Origin of the sequence: Nocardioides sp. CPCC 206348 (assembly GCF_048654705.1) — a bacterium.
Taxonomy (GTDB): domain Bacteria; phylum Actinomycetota; class Actinomycetes; order Propionibacteriales; family Nocardioidaceae; genus Nocardioides.
The window spans coordinates 82,608-86,070 of record NZ_JBMCZA010000190.1; the positions used below are offsets into that span (position 1 = coordinate 82,608).

Here is a 3,463-nt window from a genome sequence, read left to right on the forward strand (position 1 = left end):
GCCGCCGGCGAAGGCGACCACGGACCCGGCGACCACGAACGGCAGGCCGATCGGGACGCTGCTGGCGACCAGTACGCCGACGCCGCAGACCGCTGCCACGATGGCGGCGGCGCGGACCAGGCGTCCGCCTCCGGTCAGGCCGAGGAGCATCAGGCCGGTGCAGAGGACGAGCAGGCACAGCAGGCCGCCCGCGGCGGTGGTCTTCACGGCGTCGGAACCGGGCATCTGGCCGGCGTTTGCTTCGTCGGCGACCTGACGCACCGCGGACTCGATCGTGGCACTGTCGAGCTCGGGCGCCACCGCCCACAGGATGATTCCGGGCAGGAGCAGGCAGACGCCGAGGAGCACGGTGAGGACCGCCCAGAGGCGCCGGTTGTTCTCCGAGTGCTGGGTGAAGGTGGCCTCTGCCTCGATGCTTCCGGTGACCGACGTCGCCCGGACCTGCAGTCGGCGCGACGCGGTGGCGCCGCCGGCGGGACGGGCGTGCTCGATCACGAGACCTGCACGGGCCGTCTGGCCGGGCGGGACGAGCAGGACGTCGGGCTGGAAGGCCAGCCGGGCCGTGCCGTACTCGTCGGCGGCGCTCAGCCGGACGTGAAGGGGCTCGGCACCGCGCCGGTTGTCCACGTCGACCGCGTAGCTGCCCTTGCGCCCCTTCGTGGCGAGGTGTTCGGGATGGATGTGGAGCGCTGCCGACGTGATGGGGTCGGGGCGCGAGGACAGCTCGAGCGTTCCGGTGGCCTCGGCCTCGTGGCCGTCGTCGGTGACAGCAGTCACCGAGAACGGCCGGGACTCCGTGGCCCCTCGCGGTGGCAGCGACGTCTCGAGCACGACCCGGACGTAGCCCATCGTCCCGCCCTGCACGGCCACCCGGGTGTGGTCGAACTGGAACCGGACCTTGCCGCCGGGATCCCGCCCGCTGAGGTTGAACTTGACCAGTGCATGGCCGCCGCGGTTGTCCAGGACGACGTTGACCGCAGTCGTCCCCGTGTCGACGAGCGCGGGTGCGGCCGGTTCGAGCCGGACCCGGACCGGGAGGCTGTCCGGTGGGGCCGCGGTGCTCTGGGCGATGGTGACGGCGACCGAGACCGCGCCCTCGGGGTCGGTGGCGGCGACGGTCAGTTGCCGGGAGAGCTCCTTGCCCGGTGCCGGCGCGGGAGCCGTGAACCGCACGGTCGCCTCGGCGCTCCCGCCTGCCGGGACGTCGACGGCCGGCGGGACGAACCCGACGCGGACGACGTCCTCGGGGTCGCTGGCGCTCAGGTGGTAGCGACGGGCGAAGTTGGCCGCCCGGTTGTCGAGGTGCAGCGTGAACGTTCCCTCGGCGACGTCGGCCAGGCGGACCACCTGGGGGTGGGCGCTGGCCAGGGCCTGCGGCCCCGCCCGCGGTACGACGACCTCGATCTCGAGCGGCGCTGCCTGGGCCGGTTCGACCGAGGACCGGATCACGATCGGCACCTTCACCCGCTGCGCGATCGCCGTGGCTCCCGGTCGGACGGCCAGCGTGACCAGCACCGTGCGCACGGTGGCCGGAAGCAGGTTGCTCTCGCTGTGGACCAGGGTGAGCCAGCTCGGCGGATCGGCCAGGTGGATCTCGTAGGAGTCGACGATCGTCGAATCGTTCTTGATCGACACCTCGAACGTCGCCGGGGCCTCCGGCGACACGACCACTTCGGTCTGCGTCAGCGACGCCGCCGGGGGCAGGACCCGATCGCGACGCGGCGCATCGACGGGCGGCCGCACCGGTGTGTCCGGTCGGATGCCCGGCGGGGGAGGCGGCGGGGGAGGCGGGGCGCCGGCGCCACCACCCGTCGACGGCACGGACGTGCTGGTGACGCTCCAGCCCAGATACGTGTCGCAGACATGGCAGAACGCGGCCTCGCCGTTCTCCGGCGTGCCACATGTCCGGCAAACCCGTTCGGCCACCACGTCATCCTGTCGTCAGGCCTCTTGTCCTGCAGATCTGTCCTACAGATCCTTCCCGCATCGTCCCACTCGCGGAACGGACCATGGGGCAGAACTGGCCGCCCGACCGGGCACGCCCTCCAGCGTCGGTGGGCCTCAGCCCGCGTCGATCACCCTCGCGACGGACGCGGGGTCGCGGCCCACGACCGTCGTACCGTCGGTTGCGGTGATGATCGGACGTTGCAGCAACCTCGGTTCGGCGCTCATCAGGTCCAGCCACTCGGTGCGGTGTGCGGCGTCCCGGGCCGGCAGGCTCACCCCGAGCCGGGACGCGTCGGCGGTGCGGGCGATGTCCCAGGGCTCGAGGCCCAGGCGGGCGAGCACGTCCTCGAGCTCGGCGACCGTCGGCGGGTCATCGAGATAGCGGCGCACGACGTACTCCACGCCGGATGACTGCAGCTCGCTCTCGGCGGTGCGGCACTTCGAGCAGGACGGGTTGAGCCAGATCTCGATCACGGCCGCACCCTAGCGACGCGGGCCACATGTGACGCCCGCCACGTTGGTTAGGTCTGCCTAGCCTCATCACTTATTCTCGGATCATGGGCAAGGACAAGAAGTCGAAGGGGAAGCTCCGCAAGCTCCCCAAGACGAAGTGCTGCGTTTCGAAGTCGAAGTGCGGCCGCTGCCCCCTGCGCATGCTCAAGGAAGGCACGCTGCCCTCCGGCTACACCGTCAAGAAGCGCGTCCTGGTCCGCGCGGACGGCAAGAAGGTCACCAAGAAGGGCCTGCAGAAGGCCGCGTGACCCTTCGCTAGGGTTGGGGCCATGGCTGCCCCTCGATTCACCGACCAGCTCAACACGCAGATCGGCAACGAGTTCGCCGCGCACAACCAGTACCTCTCGTGCGCCGTGTACTACGACTCGCTCACGATGCCCCAGCTCGCGGCGTTCTTCTACGCCCAGGCGCTCGAGGAGCGCGAGCACGCGATGATGATGGTGCAGTACCTCCTCGACACCGATGCGGCCGTCGCCATCCCCGGCGTCGAGGCCCCGGTGTCGGAGTTCGCCGACATCACGGCTCCCATCCAGCTCGCCCTCGAGCAGGAGAAGAAGGTGACCGAGCAGATCTACGGCCTGCTCCGGATCGCCCGCGAGGAGAGCGACTACGCGTCCGAGCAGTTCATGCAGTGGTTCATCAAGGAGCAGGTCGAGGAGGTCGCCACCATGAACGACCTGCTCGCCGTCGTGACCCGCAGCAAGGACGACATCAACGCGATCGAGCAGTGGATTGCCCGTGAGCAGGGTGGCGGCGCCACGGACCCGACCGCGCCTCCCGCAGCCGGCGGCCCCGCCGCCTGATCTTGCGGGTCAGGCCGCCGCCGGCCCGGAGTGGCGGCGGCGGTAGAGCAGGACGGCGATGGCACCGCCCAGGGCCACGCCAACGATCCCGCCGATCCCGTCTGCGACGAGACCGCCGATCGTTCCGAGGACCAGCACGATGCAGAGCAGCGCAATGTTGAAGAACATCTCGCGGAAGTAGACCCGGGAGAAGCTCTCGC

The 3,463-nt window shown here is 70.6% G+C and carries 5 protein-coding genes; 2 read left to right on the forward strand and 3 right to left on the reverse strand.

From position 1 onward, the window contains the following. A partial coding sequence (locus tag ACOADB_RS16285; RefSeq protein WP_378600629.1) for a hypothetical protein occupies nucleotides 1-1,926 on the reverse strand: 1,926 nt, incomplete at its 3' end. 135 nt (nucleotides 1,927-2,061) lie between these two features. Next, entirely contained in the window at nucleotides 2,062-2,421 is a 360-nt protein-coding gene (locus ACOADB_RS16290; RefSeq protein ID WP_378600631.1) for an ArsC/Spx/MgsR family protein, read from the reverse strand. 83 nt (nucleotides 2,422-2,504) lie between these two features. On the opposite strand from ACOADB_RS16290, the gene ACOADB_RS16295 reads away from it, so the two are divergent. Then, a complete protein-coding gene (locus tag ACOADB_RS16295; protein ID WP_378600633.1) occupies nucleotides 2,505-2,708 on the forward strand; it encodes a hypothetical protein in 204 nt (67 codons plus the stop codon). 21 nt (nucleotides 2,709-2,729) lie between these two features. Next, a complete protein-coding gene (locus tag ACOADB_RS16300) occupies nucleotides 2,730-3,263 on the forward strand; it encodes a ferritin (RefSeq protein ID WP_378600635.1) in 534 nt (177 codons plus the stop codon). Nucleotides 3,264-3,272: 9 nt separating this feature from the next. Here the strand turns inward: ACOADB_RS16300 and ACOADB_RS16305 are convergent. Next, nucleotides 3,273-3,463 (reverse strand): hypothetical protein (locus ACOADB_RS16305; protein WP_378600637.1); only part of this gene is annotated, 191 nt, incomplete at its 5' end.

Excerpts from the sequence above, each read along its gene's own strand:
- ACOADB_RS16295 (WP_378600633.1), top strand. The coding sequence starts at position 2,505 with ATGGGCAAGGACAAGAAGTCGAAGGGGAAGCTCCGCAAGCTCCCCAAG.
- ACOADB_RS16300 (WP_378600635.1), top strand. The coding sequence starts at position 2,730 with ATGGCTGCCCCTCGATTCACCGACCAGCTCAACACGCAGATCGGCAAC.